Below are 3473 nucleotides of genomic sequence, written 5' to 3'. Positions count from 1 at the left end.
GTGGCCTGTTTTTACTCACCCGGAAAGCACACCAGAGAGTGTCTGATGGTTTGTGTGTGGGTACCTAACCCGCATAAGGAGATGGACCAGAATGACTACTGTGGCGAGACGAGATCCGGCTAATAAGGCCAAGATTGATGCGATTGAAAAGAAGCTGCTTGCTAACCCTGACATCGCGAAACTGATTGATGACCTAGGCACGTCCACAACGGATGCCAACGACCTAGTTCGCGGCATGTTACAAGCCTCGATTACCAGGGGACTCAACGCTGAAATGGATGCCCACCTGGGCTACGAGTCTGGCGACAGTAGCGCTAAAGCTGCCGCTAGAACAGACAATTACCGCAACGGGTCGTATCCAAAGACCGTGGATTCTAACTACGGGCCAGTCACCGTTGATGTCCCTCGGGATCGGGCTGGAACATTCTTGCCGACTATGGTCCCTAAAGGTTCTAGGCGCTTGACTGATGTCGATGACATGATCGTCAGCTTGTACGCCGGTGGGATGACAATTAGGGACATCCAGCACCATATGGCAACGTCGATGCGTGTCGATATTTCCCATGAGACGATTTCTGCGGTTACTGACGCCGTGCTCGATGAGGTCATGGTCTGGCAAAACCGCCAGCTAGACGAGTTCTACCCCGTGGTTTTCCTGGACGCGTTGCGCATTAAAGTCCGCGACGACGGCCGAGTAGTCAACAAATCTGCGTACATGGCAATCGGCGTGGATCTCAACGGTATTAAGCACATTTTAGGATTGTGGATTGCCAAGGAAGAAGGCGCTTCATTCTGGGCGCAGGTATGCGCCAACCTTTCTAACCGTGGGGTCAAGGACGTCTTTATCGTCTGCTGTGACGGGCTGAAAGGCCTGCCAGAGGCAGTTGAGGCAACCTGGCCGAACTCTATGGTGCAAACCTGTATCGTGCACCTGATTCGCGCCGCTAACCGGTGGGTAGCCTACGGGGATCGCCGGGGCGTATCAGCCGCGTTGAAAAAGATTTACACTGCCACGGACGAGCCCACAGCACAGGTTGCTTTAGACGAATTTGAAGCCTCCGAGCTGGGTGAGAAATATCCCCGCTCAGTCAAGGTCTGGCGTGATGCGTGGGCGCGTTTCGTACCGTTTCTGCAGTTCCCACCAGCAGCCAGAAAGGTAATCTATACGACGAACTCCATTGAGTCGTTTAACAATGAACTGCGTAAAGCTACCCGCAACAGGGTGCAGTTCACCAACGATGAATCAGCGATAAAGACGCTGTGGTTGATGACCTGCAACATCGAAGACAAACGAGCCGCAAAGAGGGCAAAGCAAGGCAAACGAGTCTCAGCGACAGCCGGCAGACTCATGGAAGGAGCCCGAGTTTCCGGCTGGAAACAAGCCATCAACCAAATGGCCGTTGCCTACCCCGACCGCTTCGACAAATACCTATAAACCTAGCCCCACACACAAACAACTTGACACCCTCCGAACAAGCAAGCATTGATAGATGCAGGTCTGCACTACATTTTGTCGGTGAAACCCCACCGTGCCTGAGGTGATTGAAACCTGGCGGCGGGAAATCCCTGGTGAAGCCTACGCCCACGGCCAGATCTGGACACAAGCCTCGGCAAGCGATGCGCGCAAACACACAACCCCGAATACGGTGACCCACTTCCAGTACTCCTATGATCGGGCCAGACGCGGCCTGCGCGGAATCAAAGAGCAAGTCGCAAAAGCCAAACGCGCTGTTGACGGCGAAATCGCCATTAAGCGCAACCGCTATTTCGATCTTTCCACCCCGAACAAGAAGGTCAACTACGCTCTCGCTGCAAACACCGAGCCCTAGCCGGAATTAAAGGCTATGAAACCGACCTGACCGCTCTTCCCGCCCAGGAGGTTATCAGGCATTACCGCAGGCTATTCCACATTGAAAATGTCGTATCGGATGTCGAAATCAGACCTGAAAGCACGCCCAATCTATGCGAGGAAACAAAACTCGATCACAGCACATCTCAATATTGTGATGGCAGCACTAGCCGTGACCCACCTGATGGAGACCCGCAGTGGTCACTTCATCAAACGCCTCGTGAGAACACTCAAGAAATACCGCAGCTTTCAACTCGTCGTTGGCGGCGAAACCATTCACGCCGCCGTACCATTCCCGCCCGACCTCACTGCCACCATCCAAGTAATCACCGGCCGCGAACTTCCGCACAAAATTGGCCTAAGTCAGGTTAGAAGGGAATCAGCACACCGTCTCGTGGGATTCGTGCTCTGGGTGCTCAATCTGGATGGTGGAGTGCTCGATACCGTGTTCGCGCAGGGCCTGCTGGGCGGCATCCAACAGCGGGCCGGTGCCGACGGTGCCGTCGCGCACGATATGCACGGTCGTGAGCACGTTCACGCCGTCCAGGCTCCACAGGTGCAGGTCGTGGATGTCAGCAACGCCCTCGACCTGCCGCAGCGCGGGCTCGATCGCACTGGCGTCGAAGTCCGCCGGGACTTGCTCGAGCAGCACGCTCGCCGAAAGCCGCATGAGCTGCCAGGCGCGCGGCAGCACCATCGCCGCGATCGCTAGGGAGGCGATCACGTCCGCCGCCACAAACCCCGTGGTCAGTACCACGATGCCGGCCACGATTACTGCGACCGAGCCGAGCATATCCACTAACACGTGCAAGAACGCGCCCTCCACGTTGATCGAGGATTTGCGGTGCCGGTGCAGAACCCACGCCGATAGCGCATTCGCCACCAGGCCGATCACCGCGATGATCAGCATCGTTTTTCCCTGCACTTCGGCCGGGCTCTGCAGGCGGCGCACCGCCTCGACGACAATCCACACCGAGATCGCCAGCACCATCACTGCGTTCGCCAGTGCAGCAAGCACCTCCACTCGTCGGTAGCCGTACGTGGCCTGAGCCGATGCTTGTCGGCGCCCAACCAACACCGCTAACACCGCGATGATCAACCCCGCAGCGTCGGAAAGCATGTGCATCGCATCCGCCATCAGCGCCATCGAACCCGCCAACCAGCCGCCGATCAGCTCCGCGAAGAAGACGGTGCCGGTAATGCCTAGCGCAATCAAGAGTGCGCGCAGCGGCGTGCTGGAGTGATCGTGGTCGTGGTGCTCGTGTGCCATGCACTCAGCCTATCCCCGTCGACGCTTATTGACAATTAAATGAAAATGGATGGCGGTAAGCGCAGCCACTGAGGCCAAGTCGGCCTGATTTAGGTCATTGTGCAGTTGTCCTTTGAATGTGTAGAGAAGCTGAAACATGAACAACCAAAAAGTAGGGTTAAGTAGCAGAATGTGTGTCCGTTCGGCGTGTTGCGGGGCGGGTACACGGTTAGTTACTTCATGGGGTCTTTTCTGATTCCTATCGAGTGTTCGTACTCGGTTGGGATAGCGTTGTCGTAGAAGGCTGGTCGGCCTGTTTCTTGGTCGGCTTTGTTGTGGTCTTGGACCTGACCCCTGTTTGGTAGACACCTGATA

The 3473-nt window shown here is 56.2% G+C and carries 4 protein-coding genes; 2 read left to right on the top strand and 2 right to left on the bottom strand.

Going from position 1 to position 3473, the window contains the following annotated elements:
* Positions 1 to 91: 91 nt before the first annotated feature.
* Both HMPREF2935_RS02300 and HMPREF2935_RS02295 read left to right on the top strand, forming a co-directional pair.
* Positions 92 to 1435, top strand: a complete 1344-nt coding sequence (locus tag HMPREF2935_RS02300; protein ID WP_070731832.1) for an IS256 family transposase — start codon at positions 92 to 94, stop codon at positions 1433 to 1435.
* A 94-nt stretch (positions 1436 to 1529) separates the two neighbouring features.
* The gene (locus tag HMPREF2935_RS02295) at positions 1530 to 1829 is read left to right on the top strand and encodes a hypothetical protein (RefSeq protein ID WP_141740993.1); all 300 of its coding nucleotides are present in this window, start codon (positions 1530 to 1532) and stop codon (positions 1827 to 1829) included.
* A gap of 186 nt (positions 1830 to 2015) precedes the next feature.
* Here HMPREF2935_RS02295 and HMPREF2935_RS02290 read toward each other — a convergent pair whose 3' ends face one another.
* Both HMPREF2935_RS02290 and HMPREF2935_RS02285 read right to left on the bottom strand, forming a co-directional pair.
* Complete coding sequence (locus HMPREF2935_RS02290; RefSeq protein ID WP_005324624.1) at positions 2016 to 2198, bottom strand: hypothetical protein; 183 nt, start codon at positions 2196 to 2198, stop codon at positions 2016 to 2018.
* Between the two features lie 30 nt (positions 2199 to 2228).
* Positions 2229 to 3119: a cation diffusion facilitator family transporter gene (locus HMPREF2935_RS02285; RefSeq protein WP_005328806.1), complete on the bottom strand. Its 891-nt coding sequence runs from the start codon at positions 3117 to 3119 to the stop codon at positions 2229 to 2231.
* Positions 3120 to 3473: the final 354 nt, after the last annotated feature.

The sequence above is a fragment of the Corynebacterium sp. HMSC076D02 genome, from assembly GCF_001813815.1.
GTDB classification, from domain to species: Bacteria; Actinomycetota; Actinomycetes; order Mycobacteriales; family Mycobacteriaceae; genus Corynebacterium; species Corynebacterium simulans.
The sequence above is the reverse complement of the archived record's forward strand: the minus strand, read 5'-3'. Positions and strand labels throughout refer to the sequence as shown.

What these genes read in the sequence shown, in the direction of transcription:
- HMPREF2935_RS02300 (WP_070731832.1), top strand. Translation starts at nt 92, where the DNA reads ATGACTACTGTGGCGAGACGAGATCCGGCTAATAAGGCCAAGATTGAT.
- HMPREF2935_RS02285 (WP_005328806.1), bottom strand. Translation starts at nt 3,119, where the DNA reads ATGGCACACGAGCACCACGACCACGATCACTCCAGCACGCCGCTGCGC.